The 25,849-nt window shown below is 65.3% G+C and carries 27 protein-coding genes and 1 tRNA gene; 11 read left to right on the forward strand and 17 right to left on the reverse strand.

Annotated elements, in window-relative coordinates:
• On the forward strand, positions 1–519 hold the full coding sequence (locus tag CEQ44_RS13575) for a CinA family protein (protein ID WP_088185549.1): 519 nt from the start codon (positions 1–3) through the stop codon (positions 517–519).
• Here the strand turns inward: CEQ44_RS13575 and CEQ44_RS13580 are convergent.
• The gene (locus CEQ44_RS13580; protein WP_088185550.1) at positions 465–941 is read right to left on the reverse strand and encodes a type II toxin-antitoxin system RatA family toxin; all 477 of its coding nucleotides are present in this window, start codon (positions 939–941) and stop codon (positions 465–467) included. The two genes, CEQ44_RS13575 and CEQ44_RS13580, sit on opposite strands and share 55 nt — an antisense overlap.
• 7 nt (positions 942–948) lie before the next feature.
• Positions 949–1,956 carry a lipoyl synthase gene (gene lipA / locus CEQ44_RS13585; protein ID WP_088185551.1) on the reverse strand — a complete coding sequence of 336 codons (1,008 nt, stop codon included), beginning with the start codon at positions 1,954–1,956 and terminating at the stop codon, positions 949–951.
• Between the two features lie 8 nt (positions 1,957–1,964).
• On the opposite strand from lipA, the gene CEQ44_RS13590 reads away from it, so the two are divergent.
• From CEQ44_RS13590 to CEQ44_RS13610, 5 genes are all read left to right on the forward strand, one after another.
• Positions 1,965–2,603: a carbonic anhydrase gene (locus tag CEQ44_RS13590; RefSeq protein ID WP_088185552.1), complete on the forward strand. Its 639-nt coding sequence runs from the start codon at positions 1,965–1,967 to the stop codon at positions 2,601–2,603.
• A 13-nt stretch (positions 2,604–2,616) separates the two neighbouring features.
• Positions 2,617–3,450 (forward strand): NYN domain-containing protein, encoded by an 834-nt coding sequence (locus CEQ44_RS13595; protein ID WP_088185553.1) that lies wholly within the window; start codon positions 2,617–2,619, stop codon positions 3,448–3,450.
• The gene (locus CEQ44_RS13600; RefSeq protein ID WP_088185554.1) at positions 3,450–3,731 is read left to right on the forward strand and encodes an acylphosphatase; all 282 of its coding nucleotides are present in this window, start codon (positions 3,450–3,452) and stop codon (positions 3,729–3,731) included. Before CEQ44_RS13595 ends, CEQ44_RS13600 begins: the two co-directional genes overlap by 1 nt.
• A gap of 108 nt (positions 3,732–3,839) precedes the next feature.
• On the forward strand, positions 3,840–4,184 hold the full coding sequence (locus tag CEQ44_RS13605) for a hypothetical protein (protein WP_140419391.1): 345 nt from the start codon (positions 3,840–3,842) through the stop codon (positions 4,182–4,184).
• A 252-nt stretch (positions 4,185–4,436) separates the two neighbouring features.
• The gene (locus tag CEQ44_RS13610; protein ID WP_088185565.1) at positions 4,437–5,438 is read left to right on the forward strand and encodes a cytochrome-c peroxidase; all 1,002 of its coding nucleotides are present in this window, start codon (positions 4,437–4,439) and stop codon (positions 5,436–5,438) included.
• Positions 5,439–5,649: 211 nt separating this feature from the next.
• On the opposite strand, the gene ettA is transcribed toward CEQ44_RS13610, so the two are convergent.
• Positions 5,650–7,335 (reverse strand): energy-dependent translational throttle protein EttA, encoded by a 1,686-nt coding sequence (gene ettA / locus CEQ44_RS13615; protein WP_088185556.1) that lies wholly within the window; start codon positions 7,333–7,335, stop codon positions 5,650–5,652.
• Positions 7,336–7,435: 100 nt separating this feature from the next.
• Between ettA and CEQ44_RS13620 the strand changes: the two genes are divergently transcribed.
• The 3 genes from CEQ44_RS13620 (at position 7,436) to CEQ44_RS13630 (ending at position 9,528) form a co-directional block, all read left to right on the forward strand.
• Positions 7,436–8,809 (forward strand): M20/M25/M40 family metallo-hydrolase, encoded by a 1,374-nt coding sequence (locus tag CEQ44_RS13620; protein ID WP_088185557.1) that lies wholly within the window; start codon positions 7,436–7,438, stop codon positions 8,807–8,809.
• A 157-nt stretch (positions 8,810–8,966) separates the two neighbouring features.
• On the forward strand, positions 8,967–9,179 hold the full coding sequence (locus CEQ44_RS13625; RefSeq protein ID WP_088185566.1) for a hypothetical protein: 213 nt from the start codon (positions 8,967–8,969) through the stop codon (positions 9,177–9,179).
• 272 nt (positions 9,180–9,451) lie between these two features.
• A tRNA-Pro gene (locus CEQ44_RS13630) sits at positions 9,452–9,528 on the forward strand.
• A gap of 5 nt (positions 9,529–9,533) precedes the next feature.
• On the opposite strand, the gene CEQ44_RS13635 is transcribed toward CEQ44_RS13630, so the two are convergent.
• From CEQ44_RS13635 to CEQ44_RS13695, 13 genes are all read right to left on the reverse strand, one after another.
• Positions 9,534–10,274, reverse strand: coding sequence for an A24 family peptidase (locus tag CEQ44_RS13635; protein WP_088185558.1), 741 nt, complete (start codon positions 10,272–10,274; stop codon positions 9,534–9,536).
• Positions 10,271–10,993 carry a type II secretion system protein N gene (gene gspN / locus CEQ44_RS13640; protein WP_088185559.1) on the reverse strand — a complete coding sequence of 241 codons (723 nt, stop codon included), beginning with the start codon at positions 10,991–10,993 and terminating at the stop codon, positions 10,271–10,273. Before gspN ends, CEQ44_RS13635 begins: the two co-directional genes overlap by 4 nt.
• Positions 10,990–11,478, reverse strand: a complete 489-nt coding sequence (gspM, locus tag CEQ44_RS13645; protein WP_088185560.1) for a type II secretion system protein GspM — start codon at positions 11,476–11,478, stop codon at positions 10,990–10,992. Before gspM ends, gspN begins: the two co-directional genes overlap by 4 nt.
• Complete coding sequence (gene gspL / locus CEQ44_RS13650; RefSeq protein WP_088185561.1) at positions 11,475–12,593, reverse strand: type II secretion system protein GspL; 1,119 nt, start codon at positions 12,591–12,593, stop codon at positions 11,475–11,477. The genes gspM and gspL overlap by 4 nt, the downstream gene beginning before the upstream one ends.
• Positions 12,590–13,579: a type II secretion system minor pseudopilin GspK gene (gspK, locus tag CEQ44_RS13655; RefSeq protein ID WP_088185562.1), complete on the reverse strand. Its 990-nt coding sequence runs from the start codon at positions 13,577–13,579 to the stop codon at positions 12,590–12,592. Before gspK ends, gspL begins: the two co-directional genes overlap by 4 nt.
• On the reverse strand, positions 13,572–14,264 hold the full coding sequence (gene gspJ / locus CEQ44_RS13660) for a type II secretion system minor pseudopilin GspJ (protein ID WP_088185563.1): 693 nt from the start codon (positions 14,262–14,264) through the stop codon (positions 13,572–13,574). Before gspJ ends, gspK begins: the two co-directional genes overlap by 8 nt.
• A gap of 158 nt (positions 14,265–14,422) precedes the next feature.
• On the reverse strand, positions 14,423–14,785 hold the full coding sequence (gene gspI / locus CEQ44_RS13665; protein WP_254913712.1) for a type II secretion system minor pseudopilin GspI: 363 nt from the start codon (positions 14,783–14,785) through the stop codon (positions 14,423–14,425).
• A complete protein-coding gene (locus tag CEQ44_RS13670; protein ID WP_088190026.1) occupies positions 14,778–15,245 on the reverse strand; it encodes a GspH/FimT family pseudopilin in 468 nt (155 codons plus the stop codon). Before CEQ44_RS13670 ends, gspI begins: the two co-directional genes overlap by 8 nt.
• 64 nt (positions 15,246–15,309) lie before the next feature.
• Complete coding sequence (gspG, locus tag CEQ44_RS13675; RefSeq protein WP_254913711.1) at positions 15,310–15,876, reverse strand: type II secretion system major pseudopilin GspG; 567 nt, start codon at positions 15,874–15,876, stop codon at positions 15,310–15,312.
• 11 nt (positions 15,877–15,887) lie between these two features.
• A complete protein-coding gene (gene gspF / locus CEQ44_RS13680) occupies positions 15,888–17,105 on the reverse strand; it encodes a type II secretion system inner membrane protein GspF (RefSeq protein ID WP_088184091.1) in 1,218 nt (405 codons plus the stop codon).
• Positions 17,098–18,642: a type II secretion system ATPase GspE gene (gspE, locus tag CEQ44_RS13685; protein WP_254913710.1), complete on the reverse strand. Its 1,545-nt coding sequence runs from the start codon at positions 18,640–18,642 to the stop codon at positions 17,098–17,100. The genes gspF and gspE overlap by 8 nt, the downstream gene beginning before the upstream one ends.
• On the reverse strand, positions 18,639–20,843 hold the full coding sequence (gspD, locus tag CEQ44_RS13690; protein ID WP_088184090.1) for a type II secretion system secretin GspD: 2,205 nt from the start codon (positions 20,841–20,843) through the stop codon (positions 18,639–18,641). The genes gspE and gspD overlap by 4 nt, the downstream gene beginning before the upstream one ends.
• On the reverse strand, positions 20,840–21,709 hold the full coding sequence (locus CEQ44_RS13695; protein WP_088184089.1) for a type II secretion system protein N: 870 nt from the start codon (positions 21,707–21,709) through the stop codon (positions 20,840–20,842). Before CEQ44_RS13695 ends, gspD begins: the two co-directional genes overlap by 4 nt.
• Positions 21,710–21,888: 179 nt before the next feature.
• On the opposite strand from CEQ44_RS13695, the gene CEQ44_RS13700 reads away from it, so the two are divergent.
• The gene (locus CEQ44_RS13700; RefSeq protein WP_088184088.1) at positions 21,889–22,548 is read left to right on the forward strand and encodes a 2OG-Fe(II) oxygenase; all 660 of its coding nucleotides are present in this window, start codon (positions 21,889–21,891) and stop codon (positions 22,546–22,548) included.
• 6 nt (positions 22,549–22,554) lie between these two features.
• Here the strand turns inward: CEQ44_RS13700 and CEQ44_RS13705 are convergent, their stop codons facing one another.
• Positions 22,555–23,988 carry a CHAD domain-containing protein gene (locus CEQ44_RS13705; RefSeq protein ID WP_088184122.1) on the reverse strand — a complete coding sequence of 478 codons (1,434 nt, stop codon included), beginning with the start codon at positions 23,986–23,988 and terminating at the stop codon, positions 22,555–22,557.
• Positions 23,989–24,233: 245 nt separating this feature from the next.
• On the opposite strand from CEQ44_RS13705, the gene CEQ44_RS13710 reads away from it, so the two are divergent.
• Entirely contained in the window at positions 24,234–25,832 is a 1,599-nt protein-coding gene (locus tag CEQ44_RS13710) for a hypothetical protein (protein WP_088184087.1), read from the forward strand.
• The last annotated feature ends 17 nt before the right edge of the window (positions 25,833–25,849 follow it).

Raw genomic sequence — 25,849 nt, forward strand, 5'->3', positions numbered from 1 at the left:
ATGCCCGATACAGTCCTTCCGGCCGAACTGGTCGAACTCGCCGAAAAGGTCATCATCGCCAACCGCCGCACTGGACGCACCATCGCGGTGGCGGAAAGCTGCACCGGCGGGCTGGTGTCGGCGGCGCTCACGGAAATCGCAGGGTCTTCCGACGTGTTCGAGGCCGGTTTTATTACCTATTCCAACGACATGAAGGCTGAACTTCTCAAAGTTTCGCATGATGTGCTGGATACATTCGGCGCCGTGTCGATCGCCACCGCCTGGGCGATGGCGCAAGGCGCGCTCAAGCAAAGCCACGCCCATGTCGCGGTCGCCATTACCGGCATTGCGGGGCCAGGCGGCGGCAGCGAGCAGAAGCCGGTCGGCACCGTGGTGTTCGCCCGCGCCGAACGCGGTGCTGCGGCGGACAAGGTTGTCGCCGACATGCGCCATTTCGAAAATAATGGGCGCGGCGGCGTCCGCCTTCAGGCGGCGTTGTGCGCGCTGGAACTGCTGTTGCCGGACGCGCCCGCCCCGTAAAGCGCAGCCGCGCGGGTTTCGAACCCGCCGATCATCTTGCGCAGCGCCTTGTCGAAAAACTGGCCGGCCAGCATTTCGAACAGCCGGTTCTTAAATTCGAACTCGACTTCGAAATCGACCATCACCCCACCCTGCCCGTCATCCCGAAAGCGCCATTCATTGTGCAAATGCTTGAGCGGTCCGTCGAGATAATCGACCCGAACATGATCAGGTCGATGCTTGATGACGCGGGAGGTGAAACTCTCCTTCACCCCCTTGAAGCCGACGATCATGTCGGCGACCATCTCCGTATCACTATCGGACCGCACACGAATGGCGCTGATCCAGGGCAGAAATTCCGGATAGGCCTCTACATTCGACACCAGGTCGAACATCTGCGTCGGCGTATAGGGAAGGTGACGCGTTTCTTCATGCTTGGGCATCTGGACGTCAGGCCTTCGCCGCCGTCTTGGCCAGTTTCGCTTCACGCGCGGCGCGCATTTCGGCGAAATCCTTGCCCGCATGGTAACTGGACCGAGTGAGCGGCGACGAGGCGACCTGGAGGAAGCCCTTGGCCCGCGCGATGCCAGCATAAGCGGTGAACGCCGCCGGGGTCACGAAGTCGATCACCTTGGCGTGCTTGGGCGTGGGTTGCAGATATTGGCCCATGGTCAGAAAGTCGATGTCGGCCGACCGCATGTCGTCCATCACCTGATGGACCTCCAGACGCTCTTCGCCCAGGCCCAGCATGATGCCGGACTTGGTGAAGATCGACGGGTCCAACTTCTTCACCGACTCCAGCAGGCGCAGCGACGCATAGTAACGCGCGCCGGGGCGGATGGTCGGATAGAGGCGCGGGACCGTCTCCAGATTATGGTTATAGACGTCCGGCCGTGCGGCGACGATCATCTCGACCGCGCGCTCATGCTTGTTGCGGAAGTCGGGCGTCAAAATCTCGATCGTCGTGCCCGGCGTCGTGCGGCGCAGCGCCTCGATCACCTTGACGAATTGCGACGCGCCGCCATCAGGCAGGTCGTCGCGGTCGACCGAGGTGATGACGATATGTTCCAGCCCCATTTCGGCGCAAGCGTCGGCCAGGTTTTGCGGTTCGTTGACATCGACCTTGCGCGGCATCCCGGTCTTGACGTTGCAGAAGGCGCAGGCGCGGGTACAGACGTCGCCCAGGATCATCACCGTGGCATGCTTCTTGGTCCAGCACTCCCCGATATTGGGGCAGGCCGCTTCCTCGCACACGGTGTTGAGGCCCTTGTCACGCATCAGCTTGCGTGTTTCATGATAGGCCGGGCTGGTCGGCGCCTTGACGCGAATCCAGTCTGGCTTGCGGGCGCGCTCCGGGCTTGCGGGCTGACCGGGCATGGGGATCGGGCTGATGTCGTTCATGCGCCCCAGATAGCGATGCAGGGACGCTCTTGCCAGCCCCCTATTTGTCCGGCACATCGCTGGCGATGAGTGATTTTTCCGACATGCTGGATGGCTATCGCCGTTTTCGCGACACCGGCTGGAACCAGCAGCGGGCGCGCTGGGACGAATTGAACGAGGGGCAGGCGCCGCGCGTGATGGTGATCGCCTGTTCCGACAGCCGGGTCGATCCGGCGCAGATTTTCGATACCAGCCCCGGCGAGATTTTCGTCGTGCGCAATGTTGCCGCACTGGTGCCGCCGTTCGAAACCGCGCCGGGCCATCATGGCGTCTCCGCCGCGCTGGAATTTGCGGTTCAGGTGCTCAAAGTTGGCGAGATCGTGGTCATGGGCCATGGCAAATGCGGGGGTTGCAAGGCGGCGCTCAGCCAAGACCTGAAGGACGCACCGCCGGGCGAAGGCGGCTTCATTCATAACTGGATCGAATTGCTGGACGATGCCCGCAATATCGTGATCGGCCATTATGGTGCGCAGCGCGACCGGGACGTCGAACGGGCGATGGAGCAGGAAGCGGTGAAGGTGAGCCTCGCCAATCTGCGCACCTTCCCTTGCGTCCGGTCCAAGGAGCGCAAGGGCGAATTAAAGCTGGTCGGCAGCTTCTTTGCGATCGCAGACGGCGTGTTGAACATTTTGGACGAGGATAGCGGCGCCTTCTCGCCCGCATAAAGGAACAGGCGCGATGGCGTTATTGCAGGAAGGGCGCGTTTTGGAAGGTCGGGGCAATATCGCCCTGCTGATCGATGCGGACAATGCGTCGGCGGCGCATTTCGATTCGGTGATGAATGTCCTGGCGGAGCTTGGGACGGTCAATATCCGTCGCGCCTATGGCAATTGGAGCAAGGCGACGCTCAAGACCTGGGCCGCGCTCTCCATCGCGCAGGGGATCGAGCCGCAGCAGCAGTTCGACCTGACCAAGGGCAAGAACGCCACCGACATGAAGATGACCATCGACGCCATGGACCTGATGGCATCGGGCCGGGTCGACGGTTTCGGCCTGATGTCCAGCGATAGCGACTTCACCCCGCTGGCGACGCGCATCCGGCAGCAGGGCATCGCTGTCTATGGCTTTGGGTCGGCGAACACGCCCGAAGGCTTCCGCCGTGCCTGCACACGGTTCCTGAATGTCGCGGCGCTCAAGCCCGCCGAAGTGCCGGTGGTGGCCAAGGCACAGGTGAGGGCCGCAGCCCCGGCTGCGCCCGCCAAAGCCGCACCAGCGAAAGCCGTCCCCCAGGCCGCGCCCGCCCCGGTCGCGCCGCCTGCCGCCGCGCCCACGCCCGGCAAGGCGGTCGATCCCGAAGTCGTGCGCCTGCTGATCGACGCCTATGACGAGGCCAAGCGCGACGAGCGCGGCTTCGTGGCACTGGGTCCGGTCGGTCAGCGGGTCGGCAACCGCTCCAGCTTCGACGTGCGCAACTATGGCTATAAGCGCCTGTCCGACCTGGTCGCCGCCATCCCCAATTTCATCACCGAAGTCCGCGAAGGCGGGCAGACCTGGATCAAGCGGGTCAAGTGATGCCGCCCGTGGCGCGTCACCTGATGATCCATGGCCGGGTTCAGGGCGTATGGTATCGCGCCTGGACGGTAGAAACGGCGCGCGGACTGGGCCTCGCGGGCTGGGTCCGCAACCGCGCGGACGGCTGCGTTGAGGCGCTGGTGGAGGGCGAGGCGGCGGCGGTGGCGCGGTTTGTCGCGCTGGCGCAGGATGGGCCACCGGCGGCGAAGGTCGCGCGGATTGATGTGGCTGAGGTGGATGTCGAGGGGTTGGGTGGGTTCGAGAAACGGGGGACGTTTTGAGGGCTGCGGGTGTCTATTAACGACCATTCAATGCCATAGGCGCGGCTTGCACACGAACCTGAAAGCGGACACCTTGATGGTGATGAATGGTCCTTGGGGGAAGCAATTGTGCAGCTTGGCGATACTGAGACGGGATTGCTAGAGGACTGTTTCGAGGATTGGCGCGGCCTATGGGAGGTGGTCTGGGCCGATCCAGATAAAAACCTCCAGAGCGCGGTAGCTCTTGTCACGTCTCTAGTGGCGGGCGGATATTTGACTACTCTTGGTGTTACGGATTGGGATCAAGCCCGAACGGCTGAACCAATGGCTGCCGCTGCTGCCCTGGCGGTTGTTCAAATGCAGGCAAACTACCTGCCGCCCCAGCAAGCTGGCGCGATCTTTTATTTGTTGTCGATTACGCCCAAAGGCGAAGCAGCTATACCTCCGGGAGCTTTCCCGGATGAGTTGGGATAATCTGTCTGCTTTCACGATATTCTTTGCGAAAGCGGACTGTCGCCTTTCCACCCAATTCGTAATTCCCGCGAAGGCGGGAACCCATCTCCGACGCTCGCAACAAGGCGGAAAGGCGGGAGATGGATTCCCGCCCCCGCGGGGATGACGGTATAACGTGACGTATCCACCATCCACTCACGCCCCCTCCCCTTGCCCTCCCCCTGCGGATAAGCCAGCGTTCGTTCGTCGTGCGCGGCACAGGGGGGAATGGCCATGCGGGTTGGCGTAGCAGGGAGCATCGGCGCGGTCGTGCTGGCATCCGGGGCGATGGGCGCGGGGGCGGACTGGCGCTGGCCCGTCTTTCCGGTGGGGGTCAGCGCGCCTGCCCTGCCCGCCGACACGGCCATGAGCGCGGCCAAGGTCGCGCTGGGCCGCCGCCTTTTCTACGATCGTGCGCTGTCGCATGACGGCAGCATGGCCTGCGCGGATTGCCACCAGCAGGCGCGCGGCTTTACCGACGGCCAGCCCACCCATATCGGCGTGACCGGCGACATGGGCGTTCGCAACGTGCCCGGGCTGGCCAATGTCGCCTGGCGCAGCGGCCTGACCTGGACCGATGCGGGCATCACCACGCTGGAGGCGCAGGCGATGGTGCCGATGACCGGGACCAAGCCGGTGGAAATGGGCGTGGGCGACCGCGATGGCGACCTGGCCACGCGGCTGGACGCCGATCCCTGCTATCGCCGGATGTTCGCGCAGGCCTTTCCCGGCACAAAGGGCGGCGCGGATTTCGCCAAAGTGACGGCGGCGCTGGGTGCGTTCCAGCGCACGATGATATCGTTCGGCAGCGCCTATGATCGCGGCACCCTGACCCCGTTGGCCGCCAAAGGCGCGGCACAGTTCAAGGCGTCGGGCTGCGCATCCTGCCATAGCGGCCCAGACCTGACCGATGGCAAGGTCCATTATGTCGGCACCGCGGCGCCGCGCGAATCGGACGATCCGGCCTATGGCGGAAAGCCGCCACCGCCAGGGTTTGAGCCGCCGCCCGAACAGTTCCGCACCCCGTCGCTGCGCAACGTCGCGGTCACCGGGCCCTGGCTGCATGATGGCAAGGCCGACAGCATCGACGGCGCTATTCGCCGTCATGCCGCCGCGCATCTGACCGGGATCGACATACCCGCGCTGCTGGCGTTTCTTGATGCGCTGACCGACCGGGATTTTCTCAAGAATCCCGCGCTGGGGCCACCACCTGTCGGCTGCCCTGTCCCGGCTTAACTCGCCTTAGCGCAGCGCGGATGGCATTGGACGGCTGATAAACAAAAAAAGGGCCGATCCGTGAAGGACCAGCCCATAAAGTTTTAGGAGAGGATGCCTGAAAGGCACCACCCCTATGAAATGTTAGCGCCACCATCGCAAGTGCGAACGGCGGCGCTACGGTTGCAAATATTGCAATCGCATGGCCGCCGCCCCGCCGGACGGCATCCGATCAGCGCGTCAGCTTCTTGTACGACAGCGCGGTCGGGCGATCGGCGGCGTCGCCCAGGCGGCGGCGCTTGTCTTCTTCATAGGCTTCGAAATTGCCTTCGAACCATTCGACATGGCTATTGCCTTCGAACGCCAGGATGTGCGTGGCCAGGCGATCGAGGAAGAAGCGATCATGGCTGATGACCACGGCGCAACCCGCGAAATTTTCGATCGCTTCTTCGAGCGCGCCCAGCGTTTCGACGTCGAGATCGTTGGTCGGTTCGTCGAGCAGCAGCACGTTGCCGCCCTTTTTCAGCATCTTGGCGATGTGGACGCGGTTGCGTTCACCGCCCGACAGCTTGCCGACATTCTTCTGCTGATCCTGCCCCTTGAAGTTGAACGCGCCGACATAGGCCCGCGTCGACATGTCGTGGCCATTGACCTTGACGTAATCCAGGCCGTCGGAGACTTCCTCCCAAACATTCTTTGATCCGTCGAGATGATCGCGGCTCTGGTCGACAAAGCCCAGACGCACGGTCGAGCCGATGTCGATCTCGCCCGCATCCGGCTTTTCCTGGCCGGTGATGAGCTTGAACAGGGTGGACTTGCCCGCGCCGTTCGGGCCGATGACGCCGACGATGCCGCCCGGAGGCAGCAGGAAGGACAGATCTTCGAACAGCAGCTTGTCGCCGAACGCCTTGGTGATGTTCTTAAACTCGATCACCTTGCCGCCCAGCCGCTCCGGCACCTGAATGACGATCTGCGCCTTGCCGGGGGAGCGGTTGTTCTGGCCGGCGACCAGTTCCTCGAACTTCTTGATACGCGCCTTGGACTTGGTCTGGCGGCCCTTCGTGCCCTGCCTGATCCATTCCAGCTCGTCGTTGATCGCCTTCTGGCGACCGGTGGCCTCGCGGTCTTCCTGCTCCAGGCGCTTGGACTTCTTCTCCAGATAGGTGGAGTAGTTGCCTTCGTAAGGGAAATATTTCCCGCGATCGAGTTCCAGGATCCAGCCCACGACATTGTCCAGGAAGTAGCGGTCATGGGTAATCATCAGGACGGAACCGGCATATTCCTTGAGATGATTTTCCAGCCAGGTGACGCTTTCGGCATCCAGATGGTTGGTCGGTTCGTCGAGCAGCAGGATGTCGGGCTTCTGGATCAGCAGGCGGGTCAGCGCGATGCGCCGCTTTTCACCGCCCGACAGGCTTTCCACCGACCAGTCCGACGGCGGGCAGCGCAGCGCTTCCATCGCCAGTTCCAGTTGGCTGTCGAGCGACCAGCCATCGACGGCGTCGATCTGCTCCTGGAGCGTCCCCATCTCTTCCATCAGCGCGTCGAAATCGACGTCTTCGGGCGGATCGCCCATGATGGTGCTGATCTCGTTGAAGCGGTCCAGCTTGTCCGCCGTTTCGCGCGCGCCATCCTTCACGTTTTCCAGCACGGTCTTGTTGGGGTCAAGCTGCGGCTCCTGCGGCAGATAGCCGACGGTGATATTCTCGCCTGGCCATGCTTCACCGGAAAAATCGGTATCGATGCCGGCCATGATCTTGATGAGCGTGGATTTGCCCGCGCCGTTGGGGCCGACGATGCCGATCTTGGACCCGCGATAAAATTGCAGGTTGATGTTGCTCAGCACCGGCTTGGCGGCGCCGGGGAAGGTCTTGGTCATGCTCTTCATGACATAGGCATATTGCGAGGAGGCGGACATGGGTTCAGCAGCTCCGAAAAGACGGGTAGGAAAATCCGGGTCGAGTTAGCGGAGGCGGAAGCCATTGGCAAATGGGGGATGGCTCGCTACGCCTTCACCCATGCAGAAAATCCGATCGGGCACGCTGGCCGCCCTCCTCCTTGGCAGCATCTTCACCCCCGCCCTGTCCCACGCCGCACCGGCGGACAGCGCCGCGATTCGCGATGCGGCGATGAAGGACGATGTCGCCTTTGCCTTTACCGAAGGGCTGACGACCGAAGTCGGCCCTCGCCCCGCCGGCACGCCGCAGGAAGCGCGTGCCCGCGACTGGGCGGTCGTGAAATTGAAGGCGCTGGGCTTTTCCAATGTCCGGGCCGAACCTTATACCATGCCGGTATGGGTGCGCGGCCGTGACGAGGCGCGCATAGTGTCGCCCTTTCCGCAAAATCTGGTGCTGGCGGCGCTCGGCAACAGCGGATCGACCAGCGACAAGGGGATCGAGGGCGAGATCGTCTATTTCGCCAGCATCGCCGATCTGGACGCTGCGCCTGCCGCTGCGCTCAAAGGCAAGATCGCCTTTGTCGATCATGGCATGAAGGCGACGCAGGATGGCTCGTCCTACGGCTATTTCGGCGCGGCGCGGCGGCAGGGACCAAGCATCGCATCCAAAAAAGGCGCGATCGCCATCCTGATCCGATCGATCGGCACCGACCATCATCGCGTGCCGCATACCGGCGTGCAGATGTGGGCTGACGGCGTGACGCCAATCCCGGCCGCGGCGCTTTCCGTGCCGGACGCCGAACAGCTTGCCCGCGTGATCGCGCGCGGCCAGCCGGTGAAAGTGCATCTGACGCTGACGTCGAAAATGCTCAAGGATCAACCGTCTGGCAATGTCATCGCCGAAATCCCCGGCAGCGATCCGACGGCGGGCATCGTAGTGGCCGCCTGCCACCTCGACAGCTGGGACCAGGGCACCGGCGCGATCGATGACGCAACAGGCTGCGGCATTGCGGCGGCCTCCGCCTTGCAGGTGGCGAAGACTGGTCAGCCCCGTCGCACCATCCGCGTGTTGATGGCGGGCGCGGAGGAAGTCGGCGGCGACGGCGCGCGCGCTTATTATAAGGCGCACGGCGCGGAGAAGCACGCACTGGCGATCGAATCGGATTTCGGGGCGGACCGTATCTGGCGCGTCGATTTCAAACTGCCGCAGGGGCATGAGGCGCTGGCGAAGCGCGTTGCGGCGGCACTCGCGCCACTCGGCGTAGGTGCCAGCACGCAGGAAGCGGGCGGCGGGGCGGATATCGCACCGTTGGTGAAGGCCGGCGTGCCGGTGATCGACCTGCAACAGGACGGCACGCGATACTTCGATCTGCACCACACGCCTGACGATACGCTGGACAAGGTGGACCCGGAGCAGTTGCGGCAGAATGTCGCCGCATGGACGGTGACGCTGGACGCTGTCGCCAATGCACCAGAATCCATGGGCGTTAACTAGACTTTTATAGTAGACAACGCCCTGTCGCGTGATTCCATCGTTTCACCGGCGCAGAAAAGCATTGATTTGTGCATCGCACACGTTAATGCGGGTCGCTCGCGTAGGGTTACATTTCAAACGTGCCTGACGCGGCATAATGCTATGGGAGCCGTACACAATGAAGAAGATCGCTGCTGTTTTCGCTTCGGCCAGCCTGATGGCCCTCGCCGCTTGCGGTGAGAAGCCGGCCAACGAGACCGCGAACGCTTCGAACGCCGTCGTCGAAAACGTCGTTGAGAACGCCGCCAACGCAGCGGACAACGCTGCTAACGCTGCCAATGTTGCTGCTAACGCCGCCAACGTTGCTGAGAACGCTTCGAACGCGATGTAATCTTCGCATTTGCGAGATTCTCGAAGGGCGGGCCTTAACGGCCCGCCCTTTTTGTTTGTGCCGCACCCAACCGCATTGCATGCGGAACATCCTTGCCCCTCCACCGCTTTTATCCTTGCGACATGAGGAGAGATCGACATGGGTAAGGGCATATTATTGTGGCTTCTGGGCGTGCCTATCCCCATCATTTTGCTATTGTGGCTGTTCTTTCACTGATCGGCGCGATCGGCGATTGACGGGACGCGCTTTCCCCCGCTAAGGCCGCCCCTCGTCGGGGAGTAGCGCAGTCTGGTAGCGCGCCTGCTTTGGGAGCAGGATGTCGCAGGTTCGAATCCTGTCTCCCCGACCACTTTCCTAAAAAAAGCGCAGGACCATGATCCACGCTGGCAACGCCGCTAGCGCAAGGAAGGTGCCCAATGGCACCCGCGCGGTGCGGCTCCTCGCCCGTCCGCTGGCCAGCATCACGACCAGCCCCATCATCGACGCGATCAACAGGATGAAGGGCAACGCCTGCCATCCAAACCAGGCGCCCAGCGCGCCCAGCAACTTGGCATCGCCCAGGCCCAACCCATCACGTCCCCGCAACGCGCGATAGCCCATCGATATGGCCAGCAATGCGCCATAGCCGATCGCCGCGCCCATGACGCGGTCAATCAGGCTAACGTCGGTCGCCCACATGCCGATGGTCAAGCCCAGGAACGCCAGCGGCAGTGTCAACGCATCGGGCAGCCAGAAATGCCGCCAGTCCAGGATCGCCAGCGTCAGTAGCGTCCAGCCGAGCAGCGCCCAGCCGATCCCGCCCATGTCCGGCACTCCGCCGATCGCCAACGCGCCGATGATCGCGCATCCCGCCTCCACCCGGCCATGCAGCGGGTCGATCCGAGCGCCACAGGTGCGACAGCGGCCACGCTGGACCATCGCGCTGAAAAGGGGAATCAGGTCGCGCGCCGCCAGCATCCGGCCGCAGCCGTCGCAAACCGATCGCCCGCGCGCCACGCCCCGCCCCTGCGGCCAGCGCAGGATCAGCGTGGCGAGAAAACTGCCCAGGATCGCGCCGGCCAGCGCGCCGATCAGCGCCGCGACCGGCTGGATCACAGCGTGCCTTCAACCTTGAGTATCTGGGCGTTGCCGACGCCCGCAAAGCCGGCCTGGCCCAACGTCGCCGCCAGTGTCGGATCAGCGGTTTCGACACGCATTTCGGCAGTATAGCGTCCCGAACGCCAGATGCGCAGGCTGATCTTCTCCATTCCCGACTGACTGACCAGCGGCAGCAGCAGCGCATCGCCATCGCAACTGACCACGCCCGACAACCCCTGCGTCAGGTTTAGACCAGGAAACTGCCCCGCCATGCGCGCCCGCACGCGTCCTTCGGCATGGCCGCAGCGATCGCCCGCATAATAGGCGCTGACATCCTCCAGCATAAGACTGCCCACCGGCAGCGGCGCGAAGGTGCGGCCAAGCGGCACTGCGCCGGTCACATCATCCACGCCGATGCGGCCCAAGCCGACGGTGAGCGCGCCCTGCACATCATCCGCCAGCCCCTTGGTCCGGGCGATATCGAATCGCGCACGGCCCACCAGCAGCGAAACGGGGGACAGCCCGGCGCGCACGCTGCCGAGCGGCATATTGCCCAGCATCAACTGGTCAATCCGCCCGCTCCATACCGTGCCGCGCACCTCCCGCGCCGCGATGCCGAGCCGCTCCAGCCCGGCGAGGCCCAGCGCGACCCGCATCGGCAGGAACAACAGCAGGCCCAGCACCAGCGTTAGGAGGAGAATGATCCGCATCCGGCGCGAGAGGGTCAGGCCCATCATTGCCCTTCTCCCCGCAACAGCACCGCTTGCATCGAGACACTGCCCGCCGTGGGCGAAGGCCGCGCACTCATCGTTTCAACCCGGACGCCCTGCGCCTCCAGCGCGGCAAGCCAGGAAAAGAGCGCAACCGGACGGACCGACGCAATAGCGATGTCGATCCGGTCGCTGCCCTGTGCCTGTGCCCGTTCCAGCGTCAATCCCGCCTCGCCCGCGCTCTGCCCGACAAACTGGTCGATCGGCGTAACCGGACCTGTCGCAGCGGCATTGCGCGGCAGCGCCTTCAATTGCTTCACCGCGGCGCGCACCGCCGCATTGCGATCGGTCGCTTCATTGAGCGTATCGCGCGCGCTGCGCTGCGCCCGGTCCAGCGGCATGGCGATGCCGAACCACAGGATCACGACCGCCAGCAGCGCGAACATCACGCCCAGCAGCCATTGCTCGCGGGTCGATCGTTCCGCCCAATATGCGCCCAACCGTTCCATCATGACCGCACCGTGATATCTGCCAGCGTTCGCCCGCCCGGATCCTGGGACGGGGTCGCCGTGATTGTGAAACCGGCCGCCTGCAACGCCAGCAGCACGATGTTGATGTCGTCCGCCTTGGCCGCGGCCAGGGTGGCGCGGACCATGCCGTCGGGATCGCGCGACAGGCCAGTCAATGCGACGCCCGGCGCATCCTGCATTGCCGCCAGCAGCGCGCCCACGGGCGCCGTGAAGGCACGGCCAGCCGCGCCCCGCGCGGCGAGTTTGCCTTCCATTTCAGCCAGCGCCTGCACCGCATCGGTGGCGCTAGGCGTCACCTGCTGCGCCAGTGCCAGGCTTTCGCGATCCAGGCGGCTTGCCTCCATATGCTGCTTGGCGATGGCGATCAGCGCGATGGCCAGGCTTGCAAGCAAGATCAGCCCGCTCCAAATTGCGACGCGGCCGATCGCCCGGCCATCCATCGCGCGGCGAACGCGCTTGGCGAAATCGCCTTGCCGCAGGTCAAGCGGCGGCGCGTCGAGCGCGGCGATCGCCCGCCCTTCGGTCACGCCCGGCGTCACGTCGGCGATCGGCGCATCGGCGATCAGCGCCGGCAGCGCCATGTCGGCGGTGAGCGCCATATCGCCCGCGCGTAACACCGCCTCGCCCGCAATCAGGCCGCGGGTGAAGCCGCTCTCAGGCGCTGGCAGCAGCAGCGCCGCAGGCGCGATGATGTCCGGGTCCAGTCCATGATGCTGCGCCCAGAGCAGCCAGTGCTGCACATCGGCACGGCTCGCCACCGCGACGATATGGGGGTTAGAGGGATCTTCATTGGCGTCGGTCGCGGCGAACAACTGATCGGACGGGAGCAGCCCGCCGGCCAGCGCCGCCAGCCGCGCGGCGGCGCGCCCCTGCCGCACCGGCAAGTCGGGATGCGCCGTCCAATATAGCGTCACCAGCGCGGCCGGCGGCACCAGCATGACCCGCGCCTGATCGGGCAGCGCGGCGATGCCGCAGGCCGCCAGCCAGTTCGCGCCCACGCCCGACTGCACCAGCGCGCCGTCCACCACCCGCATCCAATGGGGTTCGGCACCCGCCGCTTCGGGCAGCATGACGATCAGGGCGTCGCGACTGCTCATGCCCCCGCCCCCCAACTGCGACGCACCAGCAGCGCCGGGCTCTGCCGCGCATCGATCAGCGCCCGCTCCACCACCTGCGTTCCCCCAACATCCACCGACACGTCCACTCCAAAAAATCCCGTCGTCAATTTCACCTGTTCCTGCACCTCGGTCATCGGCGACAGCCCGGCAAGGGAGGGCAAGGCCCAGAATTGCACCGTGCTGCCGTAGCCGTCCGTCGGCCGCTGCGCCAGCAGTTGCCGCGCCTGCGCCACGCTCAATTGTCCCGGTATCAGCATCGCGAACAGCGGCGCCTGGTCGGGCAGCAGCGTATTGATGTTGATCGGCGACAAATCCGTGACCGGCAGCGCGCAAATCCATGGCCGCGCCAGCGCATAGATGGCCGGGCTGATCCCGCTGACCGCGCGCAGTTCGCTGGCATCCACCATCATGCGGTTGGCGGCGCGATAGGGCCGCTCCATCCGCGCATAGCTTTCGTCCTCTGCGCCGCCGGGCTGGGGCGCGCTGTCGGTGTCGATCCAGTCGGCCAGGCTCGCCGCGGCACCCTGCGCCTGCCGCGCATCCACGCCCAGCGCCTGCAACAGCCCCTGAAACTGGCTGACGCCGATCGGGCGGACCTTCAGGTTCGCCGCATCATCGCCGCTGACGACGCTGTTGAGGTTGAAGCAATTGCCCGCATCGGTCACCCGCGCGGTGGCGATGCCGCCGGGCACAGGCAAGCTCTGCGGCGTGCCCATCCATCCGCCCGCCAGCGTGATCTTGGCCGGGTTGGACGCGGTAAGGTCGGCGATGCGCAGCCGCGCCATCTCGGTCGCGGCATCGGCATAGGCGCGGCCCTGATCGACCGCGCCGCCATTGCCGGTCATCCGCGTCGCCAGCGCGACCCGCTCCAGCGCGGTCGCGGCGACCACGGCCATCACCGCCACCAGCAGCAGCACGGTCAGCAGCGCTGCGCCCCGTTCGCTTTTCTTCCGGGGATCAGGCACCGGCCGCGACCTCCCGCTTTTCCGGCGGGCCTGGCGCAACCTGAAAGCGCAGCATGACCGGCGGCTGCGCTGCGCGCGTCACCGTCATTTCGACCGCGCGAGGCAGCAGGTCCGGCTGCGTCGGCGTCCAATCCTCCCGCCATTTGCCCTCCGCATCGCGAAAACGCAGCAAGACCGCCTCGACATTCTCCAGCAGCGCAGCCGGTTCGTCGCCTGTCGCGCCGTCTAGTTGGGCGTATGTGCGCCGTTCGAGCCGCCCCTGCCGCACCCAATATTCGACCTTCTGCAAGGATGGCCGGGGCAGGTCGCCCAGATTGTCCCATCCGCCGCGCACGAACTGCATCACAGGCTGGCTCTCGCCCTCGTCATGCGCCCAGAAGGCGGGGGCCAGCGTGCCTGCCTCGGTCCGGGTGATGCGCGGCACCGCCTGCCCCAGGTCGCCGGCCAGCGCCCCGCCCGCGCGCTGCACCGCCGCGCTATCGTCCAGCCGCGCCTTGATCTGGGCCTGCGCCGACACGCTGTTGCCCAGCAGCAGCACGCCTGCCCCCGCCAGCATGGCGAAGATCATGAGGGCGACGAGCAGTTCGATCAACGTGAAGCCGTGTTGGGCGTGACGATCAAAAGACGTGAAGCCGTGTTGGGCGGAAGCCGTAAAGGACGTGAAGCCGCGTTCGGCGGAAGCCATAGAAGACATCAAGTGGCGTGGTGCATCCTCTTCGCCGTTCGCTTCGAGCGAAGTCGAGAAGCGTCCAGCGCGGCGCAAGCGTCTAGCTTCGCTGAACTTGGCCTTGCCGCGTTTCTCGACTTCGCTCGAAACGAACGGATGTTGGTGGGTAGCAGCCATCACTCAGCCACCCGCACGAAGCTCAACACCACCGGCGATGCGCCCGGCTGGCCATCGACGGTCAGGTCGACCTGCAACAGCCGCGCGTCGTCGGTCGGCTTGACAGTGCGGCTCCAGTGCCAGCGCCGCCCGCCATTATCGACCTCGCCATCCTCCTCGCCCACGGACGGCGGGATCGGATCGGTCTGCACATCGACCATCAGGTTGCGCGCGACGATCTGGCCCAGCGCCTTGCTGTCGAGATCGGCGGCGGTGCGCAGCGTCACGCCCTGCAACCGCACCAGCGCCAAGGCGGCCAGGCTGAACACCGCCAGCGCGACCAGCATTTCCAGCAAAGTGAAACCGGCCTCGCGCTTACCCACCGACCATGACCTTCCCCGCCATATCGACGCTCACCGACACCCGCTCGCCTTCGCGCGCCAGGGTGACGGTCAAGGGATCGGTCGGCAGGCCAGTGCCGTCGAAGGCAATCTGCTGGCGGCCATCCTTGCCCACCAGGGCACGGGTGCCGCCCTTCCAGTTGGCGGTGACGAAGGGCTTGTCCTCCAGCGCGACCCATTGCCCGGCGTCGCGGCGCTGGAACCCATAGCCTGATGCTGACACCCACAGACCCATGGGGCGTGCGGTCACGACCGCTTCGTCGCGCGCGGCGGCGACGCGCGCGGCGAAGCGGTCGGCATCCTCGATCACGCGCCCGCGCGGATCGGGGATGGCGAGCACGACGGCAGCCGAAATGAAGCCGATGATCGTGAGGACGACCATCAGTTCCACGAGCGTGAAGCCGCGTTCGGCGTTCGGCGAACGCGGCCTGGCGGAGGTCAGGGCCCAGTATTGCTGGCGCTGCGCATGAGACCCTGGACCCCGGCCTTCGCCGGGGCACAGCCGCTCAGATTTCGCTGGAATAGATATCCGCATTTTCTTGATCTCCGCCCGGCTGGCCGTCCGCGCCCAGCGAACTGATGTCGAACGCGCCCTTGCGGCCCGGCACGGTATAGACATAGGCGCGGCCCCACGGATCGTCGGGCAGCTTCTTGATATAGCCGCCGCGGCGATAGCGCTGCGGCTGCGCCAGCGAGGCGGGCGGGTTGAGCAAGGCCTGCAACCCGTCCGATCCGGCCGGGTAGGTCAGATTGTCGAGCCGATACTGCTCCAGAGCCTGTTCGATGGTGGCGATGTCGGCCTTCGCCTTTTCAACCCGGGCGGTGTCGGTCGCGGGAATGACGTTGATCGCCACGATCGTCGCCAGCAGGCCGATGATGACGATCACGACCATCAGTTCGACCAGCGTGAAGCCGTGTTCGGCGGAACGCCTCGAAGACGTGAAGCCACGCTCCTCGGATGATGAGCGTGCCCCGGCGCAGGCCGGGGTCCAGGGTTCTGGACACAGCCTATCGGACTCTGGGCCCCGGCTTTCGCCGGGGAACATGGGCCGGGTCGAAAACAAATTCTTCATATTCAACTCCTTCAAGCCCCGGTCAGGCTTTGCAGCTGCAGGATCGGCAGCAGGATGGACAGGATGATGACGGCGACGATGCCGCCCATCAATATGATGATGATCGGCTCCAGCATGGCGAGCGCGGTCGAGGTGAAGGCGTCGAACTCCCGCTCCAGATAGTCGGCTGCCCGTTCCAGCATGGTATCCAGCCGCCCGGCGCTCTCGCCGCTGGCGGCCAGATAGACCAATAGCGGCGGAAACACACCCGCGCGGCGCAGCGCGGCGGACAGGCTGCCGCCGCCGCGGATCGCCTCGACAATCTCGTCCGACGCCTTGCGCAGCACGCGGTTGTGGACGGTGTTGGCGGTCAGCGTCAGCCCCTCCATCAACGGCAGGCGGCTGGCGACCATGGTGGACAACGTCCGCGCCATGCGCGCGGCGTGCAAATCCCGGATCAGCTTGCCCAGCACCGGCAATCCCAGCATCATCGCGTCGAAGCGATAGCGAAAGCGGTCATTCTTCATGGCGCGCCAGAAACCCACCCCGGCCAGCAGCATGAGGATCAGCAGCAGCCACCAATAGGCGGCCAGGAAAGCGGAAATGGCCATCACGATCCGCGTCAGCAGCGGCAATTCCTGCCCCACCGTGTCGAACTGCTCCACCACCTTGGGCACGACAAAGATCATCAGCGCGGCGACCACGAACACGGCGAAGGTCGCCAAGACGCTGGGATAGGCGATGGCGGTCAGCACCTTGGACCGCATCACCGCCTGTCGTTCCATCAGGTCCGACAGCCGCTCCATGATTGTGGGCAGGCTGCCGGAGCTTTCGCCCGCGGAAATCATCGCGCGGTAGAGCGGCGGGAAACTTTTCGGCTCCGCGCCCAGCGCGTCGGCCAGCCGCCGTCCTTCCATCACCCCGCCATGGACTTTGCCCACGATCGCACGGACATGATCCTGCTCGCTCTGGCGGCCGATGGTGCGCAGCGATTCCTCCAGCGGGCTGACCTGGGTCAGTGTCGCCAACTGGCGCGTGAACAGCGTCAATTCCTTGGGGCTGAGGCGCGGGCTGCGCAGCGACAGGTTCGCTCGCTTACGCGCCGTCTCGACCGCGCCCGGCTCGATCCGCACGATGAACATCTTGCGCGCATCCAGCTTGGCGCGCGCATTCTCGATCGTTCCGGCCTTGATGCTGCCGCTGCGCTCCCGGCCAGCCGGGTCGATCGCGCTATAGTCGAATTCAGCCATCGGCGATGGTTTCCGCCTCGATCACGTCGCGGCGCGACACGCGGATCGCTTCCTCCGCCGTGGTCTGCCCGTCACGCACCAGCGCACGGGCTGCCGACCCCAGATTGGGAGCATTGAGGAAGGCATGGCGCGCGATCAGTGATTCGTCGCCGCCGTCGTTGATGAGGCGGCGGATGGTGTCGTCCACCCGGATCGCCTCGAACACGCCGATCCGGCCCTTATAACCGCTGCCGCCACACGCGTCGCAGCCCTTGGCCCGATAGATGATCGTGCCGGGGTCGAAGCCCAGCAGCGCGCTGGCCGACTTGTCCGCCTGCACCGGCTCGCGGCAGCTCTGGCACAGCCGCCGCACCAGCCGCTGGGCAATCACCGCGCGCAGGGTGGAGGCCAGCAGGAAGGGTTCGACCCGCATGTCGCGCATCCGCGTGATCGCGCCCACGGCATCGTTGGTGTGGACGGTCGAGAGTACGAGATGCCCCGTCAGCGACGCCTGCACGGCAATCTCCGCAGTTTCCCGGTCGCGGATTTCGCCGACCATGACGACGTCGGGGTCTTGCCGCAGGATGGCGCGCAGGCCGGCCGCGAAGGTCAGGCCCACCTTGGCGTTGACCTGGGTCTGGCCCACACCTTCCATCGCATATTCGACCGGGTCTTCGACCGTCAATATGTTGCGCGTGCCGTCATTAAGCTGGCGCAGTCCGGCGTAGAGCGTCGTCGTCTTGCCCGAACCGGTCGGCCCGGTGACCAGGATGATGCCGTTAGGTTCGCTCAATCCTTCGCGGAAAATCCGGTCCGGCACCCCGTTCATGCCCAGCAGATCCAGCGTGATCCCGGCATTTTCCTTGTCCAGTATGCGCAGCACCACCCGCTCGCCCGCCCGGCTGGGCAGGGTCGACACACGCACGTCGAGCAGCTTGCCGCCCAGCGTCAGACCGATGCGCCCGTCCTGCGGCACGCGCCGTTCGGCAATGTCCAGCCGCGCCATCACCTTGATGCGGCTGACTACGACCGGCGCAACATGGGGCGGCATCCGCAGCGTTTCGCGCAGCACGCCGTCGACGCGCATCCGCACGATGAGGCCAGTCTCATAGGGTTCAATATGGATGTCCGACACGCCCTGCCGCGCGGCTTCGGCGATGATGCCATTGATCAGGCGGATGGCGGGCGCATCGTCCGCGCTGTCGAGCAGGTCGTCGGCGGTCGGAATGTCAGCGGCCAATATGTCCAGCTCGTCCGCGCCAACCTCCAGCGATCCGGCCATGGCCGCAGCGCTGCCCTCCATCGCATAATGGTTGGACAGATGCCGGTCGAACTGCGCCGGTTCGACGAAGATGACGTCGAAGCTGCGCGCCAGATGCCGCCGCACTTCGAGCAGAACGCGCGGATCGCTGCCCTCGCGCACCGCGATGGTCAGCCGATCGCCCTCGATCGGCAGCATGACGACGCCATGCTTGCGCGCGAAGACATAGGGAATGTCGATGGGGCGCGACGGCGGCGCGTACGGGATTATGGCATCGGTTTGCGTCTGCTCGCTCACTTGCGCTCTCCGCTCGCCGGTATCTCGACCGGCCGCACCACGCCGCTGGACTGGCGGACGGTGGGTTCGATGACCTCCACCGGTGTGCCTGCAACCGGCGCTACGACCGAATCGTTCGGCTGTGGCGGCAACGGCGGCGTCGCGCCCATATAATCGCGCACCAGCTCGTCGATGGTCGGTTCGACATCGGGGTTGCGCTGCAACTGCATCCCCCGGACATAGCCATAGCGCTGCTGCGTCAGCCGCTGCGCGTCCTCCTTCGATCGCAGGATCGTCGGCCGGATGAAGACCATCAAATTCGTCTTGGTCCGGCTCTTGCTGCGCGACTTGAACAATTCGCCCAGCCCCGGAATGTCGGATAGCAGCGGGATGCGCTCGATCGTCTTGCGCTCATTATCATCGAGCAGGCCGCCCAACGCCAATATCTCGCCGTCATCGACCGTGACCGTCGTCTCGATCTCGCGCTTGTTGATGATAAGGTCGCTGCTGGAGTTGCTGACCGGCCCGGCCACGCTCGACACTTCCTGGCGCAGGAACAGCTTGATCGCGCCGCCGGTGTTGATCTGCGGCTTCACCTCCAGCTTGATGCCGACATCCTGGCGCTGGACGGTGCGGAACTGGTTGTCGAAATTCTGGCTCAGCGCCTCGCCGGTGGTCACCGGCACCTGTTGCCCGACCAGGATCGACGCCTTCTGATTGTCCAGCGTCATCACGGACGGGGTGGAAAGCAGGTTGCTTTCGGTATCGGACTTCACCGCGTTGATGATCGCGCCGAAAATGCCATTCTTGCCGATGCTGCCGCCAAGGCCCAGTATCGCGCCGGTCGCGCTGGTCAGGCTGCTGATCGCCGATTCCTGCAATGTGCTGGCGAGATCGCCGCTATTCTGCACCTCCGTCGTGGTGCGGGTGCCGTCGGGGGCGACCACGGTGGTCGTCGTCGTGCCAAGCTGGGTCGCGCCATAGGCACCCGCCAGCGTCAGCAGATTGGGGGAGGCGTTAGAGTAATTGCTCGCGGCAAAGCCAGTCGATGTGCTGCCCAGCAGGAACTGGACGCCCAGCTTCTTGGCCGCCGCATCGCTGATCTCGACGATGATCGCTTCGACCAGCACCTGCTCACGGCGGGTGTCGACCTGACGGATGGTTTCGCCCAGCATCCGCTGCACGTCGCTGTTGGCGGCCACGATGATCGCGTTTGCGCCCTCATAGCGGGTGACGATCGCCGGGCCACGGGTGGAAATGCCGCCGCCGCTGGACGAGGACGACGACGATGCCGCCGCGACCGGCGCAGCCGCCTGCGCGGCGGGGGCACCGCTAGCCGCCGGCGTGGACGCCGTCACCGGCTGGCTGGTCGATTGGCCAACCAGTTGCTGCAACACCGGCAGCAGCTTTTCGGCATCCGCATGTTCCAGCCAATAGACGCGGATTTCCGTGCCGCTTGCCGCCTGCTGATCCAATTGCCGCGCCATCGCGGCCAGTCGGGCGACGGTATTGGCGTCGCCCCGGATCGCGACGGCGTTGCTGCTGTCGATCGGCACCACGGTCGCGGCCGACGGCGCGGCATTCTCGCCACCGCCACTGGTAGCCACCAGCGCCTGGAGCGAGGTCGCGATTTCGCGCGCGCCAGCATTTTTCAGCATCACCATCTGCGTCGCGGACGTATCGCGATCAATGCGCGCGATCACCTGACGGATGCGCACGATATTGTCGGCATAGTCGGCCACGACCACGCTGTTGCCCGCGCGGTTGGCGGTGACCGATCCTTCCTTGCTGACCAGCGGACGCAGCGTTTCCAGCGCGCTCGCCGCGTCGATGGAGCGCAGGCGAAACACCTCCGTCACGAAGCTGTTGCGGCTGGCTCCACGGCCCACGGCGCTGGGCTGGCCCGCCGCGCCATCGGCCGGCTGGATGCGGTATGCGCCGCCGGGTGCGGGCACCGCGACCAGACCGTTGGCGCGCAGGGTGGACAGCACGATCTCGAAATATTCGGACCGCGAAAGCGGTCGATCAGTCACGACCGACACCTTCCCCTGCACCTTGTTGTCGATGATAAACGTCCGCCCGGTCACCCGCGCTGCATCCTGGATGAAGGCGCGGATGTCGGCGTCGCGGACGTTGAGCGTCTGCTGGGCCATCAGCGGCGTTGCAATCGGTGCAGCCAGGGCAAGTGCGGTGGCGGCGGTAAGGAGAAATTTGCGGGTCATTGGCCTTGCACTATGATGTTGACCGATGCCACGGCAGCGCCGCGCTCGACGGTGAGGGAAAGGCGCGCGCCGGGCGCGATCTGGTTCTGTAGAGCCTGGAGATCACCGGTCGATCCGATCGGCTGGCCGTTGATCTGGCTGATGATATCACCTGGCCGGAAGCCTGCGCTCGCGAAACCCGGCCCCTTGGCCGTGACGGCAAGGCCGGTAACGCGGCCATTCTGCAGTCGTGGAGCAAATCCGATGTCGCGCTTCAGGCTATCCACGGTCGGGCCTGCGCCCGGTGCTGCGGGCGGCGGTGGCGCGGCGCTCTGCCAGCCTGCGCCCTGCGCCGCGGCAGATTCGGCTTCGGGCGCCGGGGTCGATTGATCGATGAAAATCTGTTCTTCCGCGCCGCCCCGGTCGATCGTCACATGGTCGAACGCCACGGCCTTCAGCAACACGCCGGGCATGATTTCGTCGCCCACGGCGAAGCTGTTCTGCACCCCATCGGGCGCGGCGATGATGGCCGATCCAAGGCCCGACCCTTCATTCAACCGCACGCCATAGAGGGTCAGCGCCAGCGAAGTGACGACGCCATTGCCCGTCTGCTGCGGCGCGCCGGTGCGGAAAAAAGGATCGAAGCTGGCGAACAGGGCCTGCCGCGCGCCGGGCGACAGGATTTGCGCCTGCCGCCCTTCCCAGGGACCAAAGCTGCCGACCGGCACGACGACCGCCCAGACCAGCCGCACCAGTTGCAACGCCAGCAGGACAAGCAGCGCCCGTTCGATCAGCGCCAGCCAGTCAAACCCACGCGCCGGCCCCGCCCCGTCTCGGGCGAAGCGCCGTGTAACCCCTTTGATGCTATCGCCCAATGGCACGCGCATGGCGTCGAATAACCCCCATCATTGTGCCAGCCTGCTAAGCAAATGTTTTGACTGCTAGATGACAATCATATGACGTTAATATGACACGGTTGATGTGATGCCATGTTGCGTGCATTTCCTCCAATGAAACTTAGCTACGGCATCCTCTGCCGATAGATGCATATTCATCAGGAAATGCCATGACGGACCTGACCGCCGCGCCCCCCGCCCCTACCGCGACCGACGCCGACCCAGCCTGGATCGCCGGCCATCCGCGCATCCAGCGGGTGCCGAACCGCGATCTGACACTGTTCATCCAGCGTGGCTTCCTGGACGCGACCGAATGCGCCGGACTGATCGATCGGATCGACGCGAAACGACGCCCGTCCACCATAGCGGACGCCAATGGCGACGGCTATTTTCGCACCAGCGAGACTTGCGACCTCGACCATGCCGATCCCTTCGTCGCCGCCATCAATGCGCGGCTGGACGCTTTTGCCGGGATAGCGACGTCCTATGGCGAACCGATCCAGGGGCAGCGATACGATGTCGGCCAGGAGTTCAAGGCGCATACCGATTATTTCGACCCGAAGGGGTCTGACTATGCAAAATATTGTTCAATGGCGGGCAATCGCACCTGGACGTTGATGGTCTATCTGAACGAACCCGCGGCCGGCGGCGCGACCCGCTTCACCAAGATCGGCAAGACCATCCATCCCGAAAGCGGCAAGCTGCTCGCCTGGAACAACCGCGACGCATCGGGCGCACCGAACCCTGCCAGCCTCCACCATGGCATGAAGGTGCGGTCCGGCGTGAAGCATGTCATTACCAAATGGTATCGCGAGCGCCCCTGGGGCTGACCCCGGTCAGGTCCAGAAACGGCGCGCATCGACGAGGTCGCCATGCGCGATCGCCGCTGCGGCGACCAATTCCGCCTTCTCCACCCCGCCCGTCCCGATATCGCACGGCAGTCCGTGTCGGGCCAGCGTCGCGGGCGTCGTCACCAGATCGTTGAGCGCGCCCAGCGCATCCTGCATGCTTTCCAACTTGTCCAGAAAGGCCTTGTGCCGCCGACGACGCTTCTGTTTTCCGTCGAACAATCCGGCAAAAAACTCAGCGCCATAGCGCAGCCTCTTGGCATCCTTGCGCACGCTATGACGCGCCTCGTCGCTCAGCCGCATCATATGTCTGCCCCCTTTGGCAATCCCCTTGCGCAGCTTGCGCAGGCCCGTCGCGGCGAAGGGGACGACCGACCGACCGGCCTTCGCGTCCAGACCCGCGCCCAGCGCCATCCATTCCACCAGGTCGAGCAGCACCATCCGCACCCGCGCCGATTCCAGCCATTGCAGCACGCGGTCGTGCGCCTGCCCCTGCGCCACCGCCAGCCGCGCGCGGGCCGCGTCGCCGCCAATCCGCGGCGCCAGCACGTCCAGGTCGCGCGCTTCGCCCAACACACCCGCCAGCCAGCGTAATTCGCGCTGGAATCGGGCCACGTCCGCCGCCTGCAAGACCGGCTTGAACAACTTCAACGCGGATCGCAGTCGCCGGATCGCGACTCGCGCCTGGTGCAGCGCTTCGGCCGTATATTGGTCCAGCAGCAGCGCCTCGTTCAGCCGATAATGGCGCAGGCATGCCGCGACGATCCGCAGGAAGGCCTGACGGATGCTCATAGTGGGGTCCAGCGCCACCTTCTCCGCCTTCACCGCCGCCGGTAACGCCTGCGTCAGTCGATAGCCGCGCTCGGCCTTGCTAAGCACGCCGGGCCGCACGGCGATGTCAGCATCGATCCGCCGCGCCAGCGCGAACAGCGCCGCCGGTTCGCCGGCCTTCAATTCCAGTTCGATCTCGCAGATCGCCTGTTCCCGCCCGTTCGCCAGCACCGCGCCGCGATCCAGCACCAGTTCGATGGTGGCGCTGTCCTGCTTCACCATCCACGTCCGGCGCTGCACGTCCACGGTGAACAGCCGGTCCACTTGCCCCACGGCCTCGCCCAGCAGCGCCGCGACAGGCGTGCGATCGTCCAGCACCGGCGTGACACCGCGCACCGGCATCTCCCATTCGTCCCGCGCGAACAGGCCCGCGCCATCGCGCCCATCGGCCTTCACTGTCTGGACACGGCGGCGGCCCGTTCGGCGGATGCGCAGGCTCATGCCCCGCTTGCCCAGTTGCTGGTCGGGCGTGTCGAAATAGATGGCGTGCAGCGCCGCCGTCTGGTTCTCCATTGGCAGCGACGGCCATGATGCGAACATCTCCGCCGCTTGCGGCATCAGGTCCAGCTTCAATTCAATTTCCGGTTGCAAGCGCATCTCCTGCCATCACCCCACCCCGGCGTATGTCTTAGCACAGACGGCTTTAACCATGGAAATGGCGATCGAGTCTCCAAACTGTCATTTTAACGACGCCATCTTGTCACAGAAGAAGCATCAGCCTGTCATCTGCCGCGCCTAACTGCCCGTCCTGAGGGCGACAGGGGGCGTTGTCCGAGTCGAAATTCCCCTGCGCTCCGCACTTCAACCATCCCGGCAAGCACCGGAGCGGAGACGACATGGCCAAGATTAACCGTATCCAAACGATCCTGATGGCGAGCTGCGCCTGCGTGGGCCTGAGCGCCTGCGGTGCCGACGACATCGCTTCGCCGGGCGAAGGCACGATCGTTATTCCCGCGCCGACTCCGACGCCTACGCCGACCCCCACGCCCACGCCGACCCCCACGCCGACCGCGGTGACCCCGGCGGCCAACTGCCCGGCCATCGCCGGCCCCAACCAGCTGAGCGATCTGGGCACCATCACGGATGGCACCAACACCTGGCGTAACTGCGCCTTCCCGGCGCGCTTCACCGCGACGACGGCGATCGCCAAGACCACGGGCGTCATCTATTCGCTGCCCGGCCGCGTCGATGTCGGCACCGACCAGGGCGCCGCCACCACCAACACCGACGTCACGCTGAACATCGATCCGGGCGTCGTCGTCTTCGCCAGCACCGGCAACGCCTATCTGGCGGTCAACCGCGGCAACAAAATCAACGCCGTGGGCAGCGCCACCGCACCGATCATCTTCACCAGCCGTGAAAACGTCACCGGCGCCTCGACCGACCAGTCTTCGGGCCAGTGGGGCGGCATCGTGCTGCTCGGCCGTGCGAAGATCACCGACTGCCAGGCCCCGGCCGCAGCGCCCGGCACCATCGCCTGCGAACGCGATACCGAAGGCACCAGCAACGCCCTCTATGGCGGCGCGAACGATGCCGACAGCTCAGGCCGCCTCAGCTACGTCCAGATCCGCTATTCGGGCTTCGTCCTGGCGGATGCGCGCGAATTGCAGGGCCTGACCCCGTCGGGCGTCGGCAGCGGCACCGTGATCGACCATATTCAGGTCCACAACAGCTCCGACGACGGCATCGAAGCGTTCGGCGGCAGCTTCAACATGAAGTATCTGGTGCTGACCGGCAACGAAGACGATAATCTGGACACCGACGTCGGCTTCCGCGGCACGGCCCAGTTCGTCATCTCCGCCCAGCGCGAAGGCAATAATATCGGCGACACCTTCCTTGAAACCGACTCGAACGGTTCGGCCACCAACAGCAACGCCAGCGAAGACGCGCTGCCCCGCCAGTATCTCAAGGTCGCCAACTTCACGCATATCCAGCGGTCGAACACCGGTGACGATGGCGCATCGATGCTGCTGCGCGGCGGCGCCGACCTGGCGCTGGTCAACGGCATCATCATCAGTCCCAACCAGAGCTGCCTGCGCATCAACGGCGCCGCTGCGGTCCGTGACGCCGACACCACGCTGCAGGACGCCGGCAAGCCGCGCTACCTGTCTGTCGTGATGCAGTGCAACACCACCCCGTTCAAGGGCACCGGCACGGGCGTCGACGCCGCCCTGGTCCAGTCGATCTTCACGGCCGGCGCGAACAGCAGCTTCACCTACACCCCGTCGCTGACCAGCCTGTTCATCAACGGCGCGACCGAAACCGCCGTCGTCGCGATCGACCCCAAGACGATCGATACGGCCTTCACCACGACCGCCTATGTCGGCGCGGTCAAGGACAGCAGCGACACCTGGTACGCCGGCTGGACCTGCAACTCGGTGAGCGCCAGCTTCGGCAGCACCAGCAAGAACTGCACGGCAATCCCGACCACCTGATCGAACCCACGACCTCA

The sequence above is a fragment of the Sphingobium sp. Z007 genome, assembly GCF_900013425.1.
Lineage (GTDB): Bacteria > Pseudomonadota > Alphaproteobacteria > Sphingomonadales > Sphingomonadaceae > Sphingobium.